This window comes from Pelagerythrobacter marinus (assembly GCF_034375205.1).
Classification (GTDB): domain Bacteria; phylum Pseudomonadota; class Alphaproteobacteria; order Sphingomonadales; family Sphingomonadaceae; genus Pelagerythrobacter; species Pelagerythrobacter marinus.
Map to the genome: position 1 here is coordinate 1,734,999 of NZ_CP139719.1, position 15,567 is coordinate 1,750,565.

The following is a 15,567-nucleotide window of genomic DNA, read 5'->3' on the forward strand; positions in this document are numbered from 1 at the left end:
GCCGATTCCGGACAGTCTGCTTTTCGGCACCGAGCCCAAAAACCTGCCATGTCGACTACATCGTGAATGTAGGGGAATACGGTAATCAAAGGACACGGATGCTTGAGCGGCTGACTTTTTCTAGACGCAAGCCAGCTTGTTCGCGGAGTTCAATTCAATGGGACGCTTCCAGTGATCTATTAGAACGGGAGCTTCGGCATCCAACATATCAGCTTCGCAGTGATCTTCCGGTTTCAAATCAGTCTGGAACAGACAGATCGGCGAGAGGATAGGCTTGGATTGTTCGGTAAAGACGATTTCCATTTTCACTTCCAGCTTGCCTTCGCGGTTAGCGTAGCCGGCATAGAGATTGGATCGCTGACCGTTTTCCAGGATGATCGCTGATCCATGCATCACCGTTAACGCATATAGTGTGAGCGGCACTTTGCTGTTCTCTAGCGGTGCCATTTCGGCTCGATCTATTATTCCGCATTGTACGAGCAGTTGGCCGAACTCATCGAATAGCTGATCTGCGGTAAATGCAGGGCGCCAGATGAACCGATTTGCCAGATACCCCAGGACGCGGAGTTCCTTGTCGGTCGGTTTGCGATTCTTCTCCAACTTTTCGAATCCGCGCTTCAGTCGTTGTTTCGCGGTGGCCTTGCTGCACCCGCACCCTTCAGACATTTGCAGATCGTTGGCGAGGCGTAGATTGGCGTCAGCAGCCCGGCACAGGTCCGACAAGGTCGGTTCGATGCCCCGCATTTTCATGCTCCAGACATCGAGACTAATGAAGACATCACGGCCAACTTGCGTGAGAAAGCCTTTTTCCCGGGTGTCGCGATGGGCGACGAAGTCGCCCAATTCCCTGAAACACGGCTTGCTTGCCGCGCGCGACCGCAGACCCAAAAACAGTCGATCAAAATCGATCGTTCTGTAGTGGCCTCTCAAGATGTTCCGGGCGCGGCTTTTCAAATCCTCATCTATCATTTACATTCCGCCCGCCAGGCAGGGCAAGCTTGGCCTACTCCCTCCCTTTCTTGGACTGCTTGAAGTAGTCTTCGCTCATGTTCGGATTTGGGGTAAATCTCTTAGTGTGCCAGACTATTCTGCCGACTTCGGTCCGTTCGTTTTCAATGCGATCGAGAGCTTTGTTGATCCGTTCGCATTGATCTTCGAGCACATAAAAGCGGTGCTTTTCGAGATAGTTCCTCGCCTTGTGATAAGTGTCGAGATCGGCGACTTCGAGCTCGATGACCGCCCGCTCGATTTCCTCGCGGTAGATTTGCTTTCGCAGCAGTGGAACTATGTCGAGCGTGCCATCTTCGGATAAAACCATTGCCATTCTGCCCTGCGATCCATCGCCGACATATCTCACGGCAGAATTGTAGCGTGATCCGCGTTCGGGAGTACACTCGGCGTTGGCACTACCATCGAGAATGATGCCGACCGCGTGGCAGACGCCGTCCGGATCGGCGATGATCGTGCCATCTATGCTCGTAGCTCTTTCCAGCAATTCCTTGTTGAGCGCTGTTGGTTCGATCTTCGTCCCCTGCGATTGCAACCGCCCCGCCTCTTTCGCCGCATCATCGGCAAAGACGATCATGCTGCCGCGGCCCAACTGAAAAAGAATGTCCATCACGTTTTTTGCTCTGGCGACCGAGGCATCCGAGATGTTCTCGAAAATGCGCGTCATGTTTTCTTTCAGGCGCTCGCTTGAAATGGGCTCTTTAGGCAAGGTCGGGCGGCCAGCACGCATATTCATGTAGATCGTGCTGCCGCGACGAAAATCCCACTGGTGCCGATCGACAACATCAATGGCGTAAGGTTCTGTGCTGATGTCGGAAGTGGAGCCGAGACCGTAAACTTTTCCGTAGCCGCTGATGAGGGCCGTCTCACGCGTCGCCATTTGCAACAGTTTTCGCAGCCATCGCGTTTGCTGTAACGACACGGGGTTGGAAAAGCGTAGAACATAATCGACGTTGGGATCGTCCGCCGCCGCCAGTACAATTCGGCCCTTTGATACCTGCCCCTCGTACATGAGCTGGGTGACCTGTTCGAGCGGCTCGAAAAGCCCGGAATTCATCATGTCGCCGGCAATGAACGGCACGCGCATCAAACTCTTGGCTGCACGGACAGCAATTTCATGGGTTTCGAGTTGCATCTCGCTTCCCAGAGTACGTCCGGGTTCCGGCCATGACCGGTACGTCTCATACTGCGCCTGGCCAAGTATTTTCCGGACGCATTCCATAAGCAGATTCGTCTCGGCGTTTTCCTGCATCCAGCGAAAAGGTATCAACGGATGTACGTCTAAATTGCCCTTCGGAACTTGTATAACTGTTACGACATAGTGGTTGTCGACGGGAGCGGCCAAGGATGCGAAACTGCGCAGTCCGCTACGCTCGTCCTCCGAGGCGAGAAGGTTCAAAACTTCCTCTGTAATCACTTGGCGGCGAATGTTTTCAGGCTTTTCTCTGTTGGTTACCTCGTCGCCGTAGAACATCTGCTGACTGGGGTGCTTGGGTACGCCTTCAGTGACGCGCTTAGGAAGCGAAGAAAAGAAGTCCTGATCCGGAAAACCGGTTTCGGGCTCGACACACACTTCATGCCGAACCTCCCGATCGGACATCGCCAGCCCGACCAGAAAGACCTTCGGCTTTCCTTCGAATCCGATCGCCTCGAACACGTTTTGCGTGAGAATCTCATAGTGGATTCGGAAGTGTTCCTGATAACCCCACATAAACTGATCGATCGTTTTCAAGCTTCTTACCACTCCTTCCAGAATCGCACGGCGGCGCTCAAGAAGGCATCAAATTCTTCCGATCGCCACGTAACCGCCGAGGTTGGATGGAGCAGGACATACTGTTCGTTTGCGCAGACCAGCTTGCTTCTATCCGCTTCCAATAGCCAATTGATACAGCCGACCACGGAGTCCTCGCAGTTCGAACCGAAGCAATCGGCCGGAACGTTGTAGAGCATCCCTTCGATAAAGTAGGATGGAGCCAGCCCGGCGGTTATGTAGCCATCCTGGATCATCCGGTTGCGCATATTCTTGAAAATCCGTACGGTTGGCTTGAAGCGCTGGTTCGTAGCGCCGTGTTTGGCCACGCAATTGGCAGAATGCATTTTCGGATAATTGATGATCCGGTTGCCGGCAGAATCCCAGAAGCAAAGGCCCTCCGCGTAAGACTGCTCGTCCATTCCCTGAAAGCGCCAGTACTTGCGGAATTGCGCAGCAATTAGGACGTCGGCGTCTCGTCGATTGCCATTCCCGCCGACAAAGACGGCCTTCTTTCCAGGTACAACCAGATTGCCATACTTGGCCTGAAGGACCGCGATCACGTCCCGCTTGAAATCGGCGTAGTTGTAATCGGCCGAAGAGAATGATGCGTTGTATAATTCAAGTTCGCTGGGCGGCAGCTCGCCGACATCCTGATAGAAAACGGAATCAATCTGCATGACGATATCGACATCGCTATCGGCCCAGATGTTCGTGCTGTTTCCATAGGATCCTTGCAGGAAACTCCGGTGCAGATGGCTTGAATAGGGCGCGGTCGACGCCTCCAACACGCCTTTGATGGTCTGATAGGTGCTGCTCGATTGGGTGACCGAGCCCTGATGCGACCATGTCTCGAGCTGATTTTCTGGAATGGCCATTTAGGAACCTTCAACCGATAAGAATTCGGAGAGCGCGGCTTCACGTTGCGCGAAGGACTCTGCCCCCAATTGGCGAAGCGTATTGAGCTTATCGAGATCGTGTTCGAACAAATCCGTCGCCAATTCCGGACGCTCGAACGTATCGCTGATCCGGATGGTCGGGACATCCTTGAACAGAATCTCGCGGAGTTGGTCCATCGACTGGGTGTTTATCTCCAGTGTCTTTTGCAGCAATTGCACACTCAGCAGGTGCTTTGCCCATCGTGCGGCACTGAAGAGAGATCGTTTCGGTTCCGGATATACACCGACGCCGATGCTCACGACTCTGATGTTTTCTATCGGGGTATCAAGCGCCGAAGTTGCATCGGCTATGGCATAGAGCGTTGGATTATTGGCGCAATATCCGCCATCCAGCAATTCGATTTTGTCACCCGCAGCGGTTGTGACGATCTTGCGTTCGAAAAACGGATAGGCTGAACACGACGCCTGCACGGCATCGCTTATGCTGACGCCGAACCCAGGAACAAACGTCGCCGCACGTCCATGCGCCTGTGCCGGATCGCCTTTGAAAATCATCGGACGTTCCGATTGCCACTTAGCCGAGACGATGCCGAGACCGGTTTTCAGACTATCAAACTCCAGATCGCCGAACACCTGGTCGGCTAGATTCTTAAGGGCGGCCGATTTCTTAGCCCTGCCCTTGTGCTTCATGATTTCGGGAACGTTGCTCTTGTAGAGTCTGTGGATCTCGTCGACGTCTTTGCCCAGCGCTATCAGAGCCGAGATGATTGCTCCTGTACTGGTTCCAAAAACAAGATCGAACTGCTCATGCAGGCGGCAGCCGACCATGGCTTCGATTTCCCGGAGAACGCCGAGGGTGTAAAAGCCCTTCGCACCTCCACCATCGAGACACAGTACTCGCAATAATTTATCTAGCTTTCCCTGCTCCATTAATGCGGCCCCACAATCTAACACGTGATTATACTAATATTTATTCATCATATATATTTTCATCTATAGCGACTCCCGGTGCCAAATGAAGCATGTGGCCGCAATCGCGGCATTTCCACCGTGTGCCAACGATGAACTCCCGTTCCCAAAGCGGAAAGCTTCCGGCGCAACCCTCAACCGGACAGAGCACGTCTTGCATTCGGGGCTCGAAATGCACTTTGCGATTGCCAATGTCGGTCAGCGTGTAGCTGGCATCGCATTCCCAGCATTGCACCACGCGAGGCTCACCATCCCGGCCCAATCGTCGGCGAATGATGGAGCCGCATTCATGGCATTCGATTTGCCCGCGATTTGCCATCGAGGAATTCCAAATTCGCGAGCTGAGAACGACCTCGACTGCTTCAACGATGGCATCGCATCGTTTTCGCAGTTTTGTAAGGTCGTGAGCTTTTCCGTTATGGATCTGGTCGAGGGTTTCGGTATGTAGATATGCGCCGAGCGCATCGTAGTGCTTTTTGAGCGTTTGCATGTCGAGAACGTTGTCCGTTCCCAGCAGTCTCATGAATTCTGGTGTTTCTCCCGGAGTCGGTTCGCGGCCTATGGATATCCGAGCGGCTTTGTCAGCATAAGGATCGACCTCCAGCATCCGATCCATGAGCTTCTTGGGTTGCCAGGTCATCATCGATTTGGGCCCAAGATCATCGGCATAGATCTTGGACCGCTCGTAGGTCAAAGCTTCCATTGCCTTGCGCAGCTTGAGCGCGGCGAACTCCAAATCCTCGGTATCGCCCGATGCCAGCAGCTCCTTTGCTTTATTCAAGCTTGCTCTGGCTCGGTTTCTGAAATCGAATGTCATTCCGCTTGCCACAATGTTTCCAGTTAAGTCCACTGCCGAAACAGAGCTTTTTGCGCAACGCTTGGGGAGTGTTTAGCCAAACCATGGCCTCCAACGTCCGCTTTTGGTCAGTTAAGAATGCGGACTGGATGTCCGAGTTTGGGGCGCATTGCCGCCGTTGGCTTGCCTGACTGATCGACATATTTCTGGGCGAAAGCTCTGTCATCGAAGGATCGGGAGAAAAAATCCGAAAATGGTTCTGCGAAGTGACGACTGCTCGCGCTTTATGCCCGTCAATCTCCGTCCATGATATGCAATGACATATGATTAGTCAGCCATATATGTCGCTACAGATTTTTGTCGCTTTCTGAGAAACCTTTGTATATGCTAAAAAATATAAACGTCGATCAACATATGCAGAAACATATTTATGACCACGGCAATCGAAGACATCGCCGCAAGCATCAAAGCGGCTCGGACAGCAAAGAGCTTTACCCAGAAGCAGCTGGGTGAACGGGTAGGTTTGCCCCAAAGCCACATCTCCAAAATCGAAGGCGGGAATGTAGACCTACAGATTTCCAGCCTTGTCGAAATAGCGCGCGCGCTTGACCTCGAACTGAAGCTAGTGCCTCGAAGGACCGTACCGGCGATCGAAGGCGTTGTTCGCTCACAGCGCGAAAGAAGCGAGGCCAGTCGAACGCTCGCAACGATTGCCGAAACCAACCGTTTCGCCGAGCGAGTACGGGAGAGCTATCCGAGCGTCACCGAGGTGAATGAGCTTCAAAGCGCACTTAAAGATATCCAGGCCGTTAATTTCACCCCCGAAACGCTCAAAGCCATCGAGCAGGCTTTGCAGCCCGTCGCTCATCTGAAAAAGCATCTCCAGGATCTCGGCTGGGCGCTCGAGCAGCAAGAGGGAAGGAAGAAACTCGCCCAACAGATCGCGGCATCCACACGTGCCCTACGGCACGTCAGAAACCTGCAGGTTCACTCAATCGATCGAGATAGTGCCCACAGACTGCCTGCTTACCGGCTTGAGGACGACGCCACATGATCAACGCAGCGGCTCTCGATATCTTTCTGGGTGAGACGCGCGTTGGAACCATCGCACGCCTCGATGGAGATGCGAGCATCTTCACATTCGACGAAGTCTACCTTGCCGACCAGGATCGGCCGACGCTGTCGCTCGCCTACAAGGACGTGAATGGGGACATCATCGCAGAGCCACGCAGCTATCGAACGAAGATCGAGCCGTTCTTCTCCAACCTCCTTCCCGAAGGAACGCTTCGCGACTACCTGGCTCGCCGCGCGGGCGTGAAAGCCGTGCGCGAGTACCACCTTCTCGCACAGCTAGGGCACGATCTTCCCGGCGCAGTGCGCGCCGTCGCCGTCGATGCCGAGGAAACGGAGGTCGACGAGCTAGATGAAGAAGCGGCGGGGAAGCAGGCAGAGCGCGCGCTGCGCTTCTCGCTTGCCGGCGTGCAACTCAAATTCTCGGCGATCAAGGCCCAAGGCAAGAATGGCGGACTGACGATCCCGGTCACAGGCAGCGGCGGCAACTGGATCGTCAAGCTGCCCTCTGCGAGACATCCGGAGGTGCCCGAGGCAGAATTCGCGGCGATGAAACTGGCGGCAAAGATCGGGATTGACGTACCGGACATCGACCTTGTGCCTCTCGATCAGATCGATGGCATACCCGAAGGTATCACCCGCTACGGAAAATCCGCTTTTGCCATCCGGCGCTTCGACCGGGGGGAAGAGGGACCCGTACACACCGAAGACTTCGCCCAGGTGTTCGGTGTCTTTGCAGACGATAAATACGAGAATGCGAGCTACCGCCAGATCCTCAGCGTGCTGGCGATCGAGACCGACGAGCAAAGCGTGATCGAATTCGTCCGCCGGCTCACCTACTCGGTGCTGATCGGCAATGGCGACATGCATCTCAAGAACTGGTCGTTGATTTATCCGGACCGGCGCAACGCGCTGCTGGCACCTGCCTATGACCTGCTTTCGACGCTCGCCTATATCCCAGGCGACGATGCTGCACTCAAATTTCATAGCTCGCGCGAGTGGGCATCCTACACCTATGACGAACTCGAGACGATCGCCGACAAGGCAAGGCTGCCTGCCAAATTGATCACCGCGACAGCGAAGGATGTCGTTGCACAGTTCGACGACGCCTGGAGCAACGAAAGCGGACACCTGCCCTTCCCCGATGACGTGCGAAGCGCGATTGAGAGGCATCGCAAGACTCTTGCGATCTGAGAGCGGTTCCGAAATCCGATCGTTCGCGCGTAAGCACCACCTGGACCAACTGCCGGACCAACACGTCTGAAGATTGGGTCGCAAAGCGGCCCTTCAAATCCCGAAATCCAGTGTCTTGCTCTTGCTTCGAGCGAGTTCCTTTTCGGCCTTGTTGGCCTCTTCCGGTTTCAGCTGATCAAGTTCGCCGATTTTCTTTTCTGTCGGGGTCAACTGTGCGGTGACCTCGAGGGCCGATGCCTTCTCGCCTTTGTTGCGTGCGACGGCCGCTCCGAGCTTGTCCGAACTGTCGACAACCAGCGTCAGGTGATCGCGAAGCCTCGTGATCGTCACCAGGAAGGTCTTCTGGTTCGACAGGTTGCGCTCGCGGCTGTCCATGACGGCTATGCCGCGATCGGATGTCAGACCCTGCGCCATGTGGGCGTTGAGCGCATAGGCAAGATCGATCCGCTTCAGCATCGGATCGTCCTTTTTGAGCTCGACCTGGTCTCCCTTGGAAGCTTCGAATGTGATCTTCCCACCGGCAATGGCAACCACCCTGGCCTGGTCGGCATTGAACAGGCCGCGGCGATGATCGTTGCGGGTCCATCGGATCCGGTCGCCTTCATGGATTTCTAGCTTCCTCGGCTCATGCAAGGTCAGATTCTGGTCGCCCTTCCCTGCCCTGATCCGCGCGGGATCGAACCGGAACCGCTTGCCGCGCTTGTCCGCGACTTCGACCTGCCTGCCCTTCCGGTCCTGTCCCAGGACACGATACTCGCCCGCTGACAGTCCCAGGGCCTGTTGCTTTCTCGAGACCTCGAGCACCCGACCAGGCTGGTAGGCTGACAGATGTCGCAGTTCTTCGCGGGTCGTGTTGACGCGATCGAGCACTCCAAGCTCGGCCTTGCCCGGTCCGATCTCGCCATTGGCGAGAAGTCCCTGCTGGACGGCAGCATTGACCGCAGAGCGGATGGCGCGGCCCGAGGCGTAGATCGATGTCCGCGCGCGGTCGTCCTTGTCGAGCGCCAACCAGGTATCAGCAGCGACCAGCGCGCCATCGCCCTTGGCCTCGACCGTGTGCGGCTGCAGGTGACGCAGCGCCGTGCGTACATCACCCGCCTGTGCTGCCGCCTGCGCCTCGCGGATGACTGGATCGCGGGCGCGCAGGTTGGTCGCCATTTCAGCGCTCGCCATGCCCGTCCGCTGCAGCAGCGCGAAGGGTTTGCCCGCATCGACTGCGCCGAGCTGCTTGCGGTCCCCCATCAGGACCAGGCGGTGAACGCCAGCAAGATTGGCAAGGCGGACGAGCTTTTCCTTGTCCTCGTTCGAGACCATCGAAGCCTCGTCGAGCACGAGCACATGGTCCTTCAGCGCCGCCTTGGCCTCCAAACGCAGCGCCGCGTTGCCGGGATCGTCGAGCAGCTTGTTCCAGCCACCAAGAAAGCGTGCCAGCGTCTGCGAGCCGATGCCGGTGTCGCGTTCGAGCATCTGGACGAGCGTGTTCTGGATCGCGAGGCCAATGACCGGGTGGCCCTCGTCGCGCAGCACCTCGGCGACTGGCTTCAGAACGCTGCTCTTGCCGGCACCGGCAATTCCCTGGACCGCGATCGTTCGATCCTCTGACGTCAGGATCAGCTTCGCCGCTCCGAGCTGGCCCTCGTTGAGGCAGAACCCCTGCCCTGCCATTGCAGCGGTCTGGACACGATCAGTAGCGCTTCCCGGCTCAACTGCAGATGAGCTCGCACCCTTGCCGGCGGCAACCTCGGACATGATCCTTTGCTCGGTCAGCACCGCGTCACGCGAGGCGAGCCAGCCCCTGTGGTCTCCCTTGCCCGCTATCAGGTCGCCGGAGCGCACCAAGGCGCGGGTCCGTCTTTCAATATCGGCAATCGTCGCTGGCAACCCGAAATCGAGCGCAGCCTTGTAGAGCGCGGTGCGCTCGAAGGCAGCCTCGCGCTGCGAAAGATGACGCACCGCCGAAGCGACGGCCTGCGCAGCTGCGATCGTCTCACGGCCCTGCCTGAGGACCGATTTGGGCACGAACGGATCGGCCGGATCGCCCCTGACATGCGCGGCGAAACGTCCCAGCCATGCGCGCCCGCGCTCGGCAAGCGAACCGAACCTGCCAGTTTCGATCGACTGTTTCAGTGTGCGGGTCTGCGCCCGCTCGACCAAGGGCGCGAGGTCCAACCCGATCGATTTCGCGGTTTCGCTCCATTGCATGCCGAGGGCCTCGCGGTCCTCGATCCCGTCCTTGCTCGCGCGCGTATCGAGCGCGGCAATGCGGCCCGCTTCAAGACCAGAACCGCGCCGTGCATCGAGTACTTCCTGGCGGCGGCTCGAGAACGCCATGACCTGTTCGCGGGTGATACCGCGCGCCTCGAAATTGCCATGCTTGAGGGTCGGTCCCGGCTCATAGCCAAGCTTCTCGACCGCGACGCGAAAGCGCGCCATCGCGATAGAATTGAGCGTGGTGTTGAGCTGCCAGAGCCGGTCGTTCTTGAGCGTACGCCACTTCCCGTCCTTGCCTTGCGTGACATTGGCGATCACCGCATGGAAATGGAGGTTCGGCTCCTGGTTGCGGTTGGTGTCGTGCTGGAACAGGCCGATCGCAAGGTTTCCGGTGGCCTGCGTTACGATCTTGCCTTTCTCGACCATCCGGGTCTCGGCCGCATTCTTCTCAGCCCAATCCAGAGCTTCGAGGACGGCTTCGCGGTAGGCGGCGATGATCCGCTTGTCCTTCCCGACAAGTGCCAGCAGCGACCAGCTCTTGGGGACGGAGAAGGTTAGGTCTGTACCCGGGCGGTGCGTCTGTCCGGGATTGCCGACACTGCTGCCGTCGGGCAGCTCGCCACGCAGCAGCTCGTCGAACACTGCGGTCTCGACCTTGCCGTCGAGACCAAGGCGCTTTGCACCCTCGCCGACCCATTGGCCCGAGCGGTCGGCATCGGCGCTGGCGTAGTAATTGTCCGAGGCGAAGTAGCTCGCCGCCGCCGAAGGCGAGCGGACATTGGCGACGGAAAGCATGGGCTGGGATCACTTTCTCTTGGCCCTCGTCCCCTCCCCGGTTGAGCGTCACATATCCGGATCGAAGTCCCCGTAATCGTGACCATGGTCCTGCCCCTGATCGGCATCGCGACCCTGCTTCGCTGCACCGCCAAGCAGCGACTTCTGCTGCTCTTCCTGGAGCCTCTGGTCGGCCTTGCCGCGCGCGACCTGTGCTCGCTGATGCGCTGCGGGATCGGGAATATCGGACCTGGCGGAAGGCACAGCCCGTTGCTCCATGCCGCGGTGCTCCTCAGCTTTCGAAGACAGGGGAAGTTCGGATTGAGCCGGCCGCTGAGGGTGTGATGTGGCCCTTTTCCCTGGCGCATTCGGATCGCGAGCCTTCCTTGTCTGGTCCGGTCGAGCCTGCTCGACCTTGTAGCTGCGACGGGTCCGGCGAGGTTCCTTTTTCTCTTTCTTGTCGGCTTTCTTTTCAGCGCTGTCGGAGCGATCGTGCGCGTCCCTCATCCGGCGAGGATCACCATCATTGTCGCCTGTTTCAGAGGCTGCTCCGGCACCGCCCCCTGCTCCATCTTTATCATCAGCGTGCCGGGTCTGCGGCGGTGGCTTCTGCATATCGCGGGGAATGAAGCCTTCGGCTACCCGAGGCCAGTTGCGCGGTTCGAGAACCACGGGTGCCGCCGGAAATCCTTCGGGAAACTTGATGAAGCCATGAAGGTTCTTGAGCTTCATCAGCTCGTCGGGAAGCAGCAGCGGGACGACCTGGCGCCGGGGCGTGAGGCTGACCGCATCGCGTGCATTGTTGTAGCCATAGCTGTATCCTTCCTCCATCTCGCGAACCTCGCGGTGGCCGATAATATCGGAACACCAGGTGGCGGTCTCGCGATCTGCTGTGCCGAGGATCAGCTTGGTTCGGGCAAGCGAGGACAGGGTCATGGCCATGTTCTCGCCGTAGACATCCTTGAGCTTGGCAAAGGCATGGATCCCGGTGACGATCGCGCCCCCGAAATTGCGCGCGGTCTGGAGGCCCTTCTCAAGCGAAGGGAGACGATGCAGCGCGCCCAGTTCGTCGATCAGGAACCAGAGCCTGATGTCCCGCGAGCGCTGGCCCGCCATCAGCGTATTGATCGCGGTGTCGAGCCACAGGGTGAGCAGCTGCGAGAGCACGCTCATGTCGATGTAGCGCGCGGACAGAAACAGGATAGAGCCCGGTTCACCTGCCCCGTTGACCCACTCGCGGACCGAAAAGGGCGTCCCGTCTTCGGGCAGCATCTGCAGCGCCTTGGCGTTGACATTGAACACTGCGCGCACCGATTCCGCCATGCGCGCCGCGCTCGGCGTGCTGATGGGACCGGCCATGGTATCTTCGACGAGGCGGTGCAGATCGGAGAGATCGGCGTTCATGAGTTCGTGGGCCAGCGCGGCGTTGGTGCCTCGCCCTGCTTCGGCGAGCTTGAGACAGGTCTCGACGAACAGCGTGCGCGCGGCGAGCACCCAGAACTGTTCGGCGCCGCCCCCATCGTGCGGGACGAGCGACTCCGCCGCGGCATGGAATTCGGCACGCGTGGAGCAATCGTTGAACACGCTCCAGGCGGGGCAACGCGCGTCGAGCGGGTTTAGAATGATGTCGCGTTTGGGATCGTAGAAGGTTTCGACAAAGGCCCCGGTAAGATCGAAAATGACCGCACGTTCGCCCCGTTCACGGATCTCCCTGGTAAGCTCGGTCAGGACAACGGTCTTGCCTGTCCCGGTTGTGCCAACAAGCATCGCGTGACTCTGCTCGAGGCGCCAGGGCCAGCTGACCCCTGCCAGATGCGCGGGAGAATAGAAGCCCGCATCCCGCAGCGAAGCCGACCCGGCCAGACGCCAGCGCCAGCCCAACGCATCGCCATACTCGCGGGCACGGGCATTGCGGTTGTGCGCGGCGATCTCCCGGTCAAGTCCACGCAAGGTAGCAAGCTCCGCCCCGCGCACATGCTTCTTCTGTTTCGACTTCTCGCCGAAGCGTTCGGCAACCCACCAGAAAAGCGCGAAGAGCGGCGCAAGAATGAACCCTGCAAGCCACAAAGCGCTGATGACCGCGCTCTGGAAAAGCGCGACCGCTTCGCGCATCGGCGGGTAATCGGTCACCACGGAAATGGGAAATGCGACGAGGCTCCCATCGGCCAGCTTGAGGTTCACAAGCTTGTCTGGATCGAACTCCATGAAGGCATAGCCAGAGGCATAGGCATGCATCCACAGGAGGTAGACCTGATAGTCATCTAGCGCGCTGCTTACGTCCCAATAGACCAGCCCGAGAACGACCAAGAGTGTCACGATCAGGGGCCCTTTGAGGCCCGCCGCAAACATGAAGCCGAAATGCCCGAGGAGCTGGCTGCCGCGGGTGAAGTTGACGAGATTATGCTTCATCGTCGCCTCCCATGGGTCGGGGTGCAACGATACCGAGGCGCTCCAGCCGGCGCTGGTAGGCAGCGACGGTTTTATCACGCAAGGTAGTGTCGGGATGATGCGTAAGCAGCGCATCCAATGCGACCGTGATGAAGATGTTCTGGCGGACCGGATCGGTCGCCGGAGTCCTCAGGTCAGCTTCGGTCGCGCGCTGCCAGGCATCGAAGATGCAATCGCAAACAACGATACTCGCGCTGACCCTGCGCTCGTCTGCTTGTTTCCTGATCCATTCGGCGATCAGGGGCGTGACATAGGTCACAAACCGGTGGTGTCTTTGCATTTTTCCAAGTTCCTTGTGTTCAAAGAACCTGGCTCACCCTTCGAAAGGCAAGTGCCACTCTAGGCCGCAGCACGGGGTGTAGGAAAACGGAAAATTCACAAACAATTGCAGGAGGCTAGATGGATCTGTGCCGACTCGGCACGGACGAGCGAGCAACTGGACCGCATCCGGCACAGAAGATGACATCGGCGAGATTTCGTGAATTCGCGAAGCATTTTAATGCCTTCCATTGCAGCACCCGCTGCGTACGGTGTGCCAATTCTGTTCCCCATTGCGCGGCGAAATCCAGTGATCATGGTCGCTCCTTTCTCGAAGGCATTTTCCAACTGAGCCCTCGGAGGCGCGAGCATCCAGTTCGCGAACGTAATTGAGCCTGATCTGCGTTTGAATGAATACCACGCACAAGGTCCGCACCCCCGCAAAGGCTGCGGCAAAGGAGCGCGTGCGGTGCCCGGGACCGGGGTCTGTCGGTTCCCGCGGCACCGCGCCGGTCCGACCCGCTGTCGTTCGGGAGTGCGTGCGGGGCCCAGAACAAGAAGGCCGCGCCCGCAGGAGCACCGCCGAAGGCGGGGCGGGACCGAGCGCGACCCCAGCCCCGTTCCGCTTTTCGCCCCGCTCCAGTGCCAGCGAACACGAAAAAAGGGCAGGAACCGTCACCGGCTCCTGCCCTCGTTTGGTCGTCAGTATTCGTCGAGCATGGCTCCATGGACCGTGTGCACCACGCGGCTGGCGAGATGCGCAGGCAGTGCGTTGTAGTCACCCTCGTCCAGGGCGAAGTAGCCCAGGTCTTCATCTTCCACCACGTGCTGGTCGAAGAAACTGTGCAGGGCGCGCCTTTCGGCAACTGCAAGCGCTTCGAAATAGCTGTGCGCGTTCGTGTCCAAGGTGCTGAGTGCAGTCATGATATCCTCCTGAAACCTGTCGCTGAGACGACAGGAAACAGGCGGAGGGGCATGGGGCCGGCGGGTCAGGGATCGCCCCGAGGGCGACCGCGAAGCGGCGGTGGGGGCAACGATTTTGTCGGACCGGAGCAAAGCGCAGGGGAGGCAAAATGGTGGGGCCCCGCCGTCCTTGACGCGCCGGCCCTATGCCCATCACCCTTGGAACTCGGTGAGCCAGCCCCCTTCCCCGCTCCGTTATGGAGTGCAAGGGACGACCCGCGCGATTGGACTTTCCTACAGGCTGTGCCCGGGTGCATGTTGATCGAAGGGAGGATCCACCGAGGGGTGCAGGAAAGGAACCCCGATGCCAACCAAACGAAGCGCTGTCGCAGCACTCCGGAAACTCGAGGCCGACCGGCTGGCACTTGCCGAGCGCCAGAAACAACTTGAGGAGCAAGCCGCCCTAGAACTGGGCCGCATCATATTGGGAACAGGACTTGAGACCTTCTCGAAGAAGGCGCTCGCAAGAGTTGCCGGAGAACTTGGAAAGCTCGGCGAAGAGGCGTCTCTACTGAAGCTGGTTCCACCGGCTCGATCGTCTTCTCGCACCGAACAGTCATCGGAAGAGTAGGAAAAACAAAAGGGGTCCTGTCCGCTAAGACAGGACCCCTTCGGGAGGGAGACCGACGGGAGAGTTCAGTCGATCTCGGGAGCGTCGGTGTTCTCGTTGTCGTCGCTCGAACCACTGCCGCGGGAGAGGAAATCGACCTTGTCCGCGAGGATTTCGGTGCCGTAGCGGGTAACCCCGTCCTTATCTTCCCACTGGGTATAGTGGATGCGGCCCTGGACTGAAACCAGCTGGCCCTTGGAGCAGTACTGCCCGACGGTCTTGGCAAGGCCGTTGAAGCAGGTCACCCGGTGAAACTCGCTTTCCTTGGCGGTGTAGCCGTTCTCGTCCTTGTAGGTCTTGCCGTCCTTGTCGCGCAGCGGTCGATCGGTGACGACGGTGATCCCAGTAACATTGGTGCCGCCCTTGGTCTCGCGGGTGTCGGGATCGCGAGCGATGCGGCCAGTGAGGATTGCAATATTGGTCATGGGTGTATTCCTTCGGTTCCTCAAACCGGAGACCATCTCCGGCTTGCGAACATCCAGAAGAAGCAGGACATGGGAGGACTGCACCGCAGGCCTGAAGGGCCGAAGGGGAACCTGTTCATGACGGGTGGTGCGGGCAGGCAGCGCAGCTGCTAACACGGCCGGCAAGGAACGGGTTGCTGTCCTCAGCTGAC

General features: G+C 58.5%; 13 protein-coding genes. 3 read left to right on the forward strand and 10 right to left on the reverse strand.

The genetic code is table 11. The features are described 5' to 3' along the window. Nucleotides 1-120: 120 nt before the first annotated feature. Genes T8T98_RS08330 through T8T98_RS08350 form a run of 5 tightly spaced genes read right to left on the reverse strand, consistent with a single transcriptional unit; the run spans nt 121 to nt 5,407 of the window. Nucleotides 121-969, reverse strand: a complete 849-nt coding sequence (locus T8T98_RS08330) for a hypothetical protein (RefSeq protein ID WP_322295514.1) — start codon at nt 967-969, stop codon at nt 121-123. Between the two features lie 34 nt (nt 970-1,003). Beyond that, the gene (locus T8T98_RS08335) at nt 1,004-2,740 is read right to left on the reverse strand and encodes a hypothetical protein (protein ID WP_322295515.1); all 1,737 of its coding nucleotides are present in this window, start codon (nt 2,738-2,740) and stop codon (nt 1,004-1,006) included. A gap of 5 nt (nt 2,741-2,745) precedes the next feature. Beyond that, nucleotides 2,746-3,636: a nucleotidyltransferase domain-containing protein gene (locus T8T98_RS08340; protein WP_224800996.1), complete on the reverse strand. Its 891-nt coding sequence runs from the start codon at nt 3,634-3,636 to the stop codon at nt 2,746-2,748. Then, complete coding sequence (locus tag T8T98_RS08345) at nt 3,637-4,587, reverse strand: patatin-like phospholipase family protein (protein ID WP_322295516.1); 951 nt, start codon at nt 4,585-4,587, stop codon at nt 3,637-3,639. Nucleotides 4,588-4,627: 40 nt separating this feature from the next. Continuing rightward, nucleotides 4,628-5,407 carry a hypothetical protein gene (locus T8T98_RS08350; RefSeq protein WP_322295517.1) on the reverse strand — a complete coding sequence of 260 codons (780 nt, stop codon included), beginning with the start codon at nt 5,405-5,407 and terminating at the stop codon, nt 4,628-4,630. Between the two features lie 445 nt (nt 5,408-5,852). Between T8T98_RS08350 and T8T98_RS08355 the strand changes: the two genes are divergently transcribed. Further along, nucleotides 5,853-6,476, forward strand: a complete 624-nt coding sequence (locus T8T98_RS08355) for a helix-turn-helix domain-containing protein (protein ID WP_224800993.1) — start codon at nt 5,853-5,855, stop codon at nt 6,474-6,476. Further along, nucleotides 6,473-7,687: a type II toxin-antitoxin system HipA family toxin gene (locus tag T8T98_RS08360; protein WP_224800992.1), complete on the forward strand. Its 1,215-nt coding sequence runs from the start codon at nt 6,473-6,475 to the stop codon at nt 7,685-7,687. Before T8T98_RS08355 ends, T8T98_RS08360 begins: the two co-directional genes overlap by 4 nt. Nucleotides 7,688-7,780: 93 nt before the next feature. Here the strand turns inward: T8T98_RS08360 and mobF are convergent, their stop codons facing one another. The 4 genes from mobF to T8T98_RS08380 all read right to left on the reverse strand — a co-directional run bounded on the left by mobF (nt 7,781) and on the right by T8T98_RS08380 (nt 14,302). Continuing rightward, nucleotides 7,781-10,693: a MobF family relaxase gene (mobF, locus tag T8T98_RS08365; RefSeq protein ID WP_322295518.1), complete on the reverse strand. Its 2,913-nt coding sequence runs from the start codon at nt 10,691-10,693 to the stop codon at nt 7,781-7,783. A 48-nt stretch (nt 10,694-10,741) separates the two neighbouring features. Then, nucleotides 10,742-13,081: a type IV secretion system DNA-binding domain-containing protein gene (locus tag T8T98_RS08370; protein WP_322295519.1), complete on the reverse strand. Its 2,340-nt coding sequence runs from the start codon at nt 13,079-13,081 to the stop codon at nt 10,742-10,744. Beyond that, nucleotides 13,071-13,400 (reverse strand): hypothetical protein, encoded by a 330-nt coding sequence (locus T8T98_RS08375; RefSeq protein ID WP_152434326.1) that lies wholly within the window; start codon nt 13,398-13,400, stop codon nt 13,071-13,073. The genes T8T98_RS08370 and T8T98_RS08375 overlap by 11 nt, the downstream gene beginning before the upstream one ends. 680 nt (nt 13,401-14,080) lie before the next feature. Next, the gene (locus T8T98_RS08380; RefSeq protein ID WP_322295520.1) at nt 14,081-14,302 is read right to left on the reverse strand and encodes a hypothetical protein; all 222 of its coding nucleotides are present in this window, start codon (nt 14,300-14,302) and stop codon (nt 14,081-14,083) included. A 343-nt stretch (nt 14,303-14,645) separates the two neighbouring features. Here T8T98_RS08380 and T8T98_RS08385 point away from each other — a divergent pair, with 343 nt between their 5' ends. After that, nucleotides 14,646-14,912 (forward strand): DUF6437 family protein, encoded by a 267-nt coding sequence (locus T8T98_RS08385; RefSeq protein ID WP_322295521.1) that lies wholly within the window; start codon nt 14,646-14,648, stop codon nt 14,910-14,912. A 65-nt stretch (nt 14,913-14,977) separates the two neighbouring features. Here T8T98_RS08385 and T8T98_RS08390 read toward each other — a convergent pair whose 3' ends face one another. Beyond that, nucleotides 14,978-15,376 (reverse strand): single-stranded DNA-binding protein, encoded by a 399-nt coding sequence (locus T8T98_RS08390; RefSeq protein ID WP_322295522.1) that lies wholly within the window; start codon nt 15,374-15,376, stop codon nt 14,978-14,980. Nucleotides 15,377-15,567: the final 191 nt, after the last annotated feature.